The 260-nt window shown below is 53.1% G+C and carries 1 tRNA gene; it reads left to right on the top strand.

Going from position 1 to position 260, the window contains the following annotated elements:
• Positions 1-183: 183 nt before the first annotated feature.
• Positions 184-259: transfer RNA gene (locus HB860_RS22090), tRNA-Thr, on the top strand.
• The last annotated feature ends 1 nt before the right edge of the window (position 260 follow it).

The following is a 260-nucleotide window of genomic DNA, read 5'->3' as shown; positions in this document are numbered from 1 at the left end:
GCCGAACTCAGAAGTGAAACGCGGTAGCGCCGATGGTAGTGTGGCATTCGCCATGCGAGAGTAGGACACTGCCAGGCTTCAATTAAGCAATCACAGCGATGTGGTTGGTCGCGATACGACGTCAGGTCGTGTTGGACAGAAGATTTAGATAGCGCACACAGTGCGGTCTTTACCGGTTAGTGTGCTGATATGGCTCAGTTGGTAGAGCGCATCCTTGGTAAGGATGAGGTCCCCAGTTCGACTCTGGGTATCAGCACCAT

The organism is Aeromonas genomosp. paramedia (genome assembly GCF_023093515.1).
Classification (GTDB): Bacteria; Pseudomonadota; Gammaproteobacteria; order Enterobacterales; family Aeromonadaceae; genus Aeromonas.
Note: the sequence above shows the minus strand (reverse complement) of the source record. Positions and strands in the feature narration are given on the sequence as shown.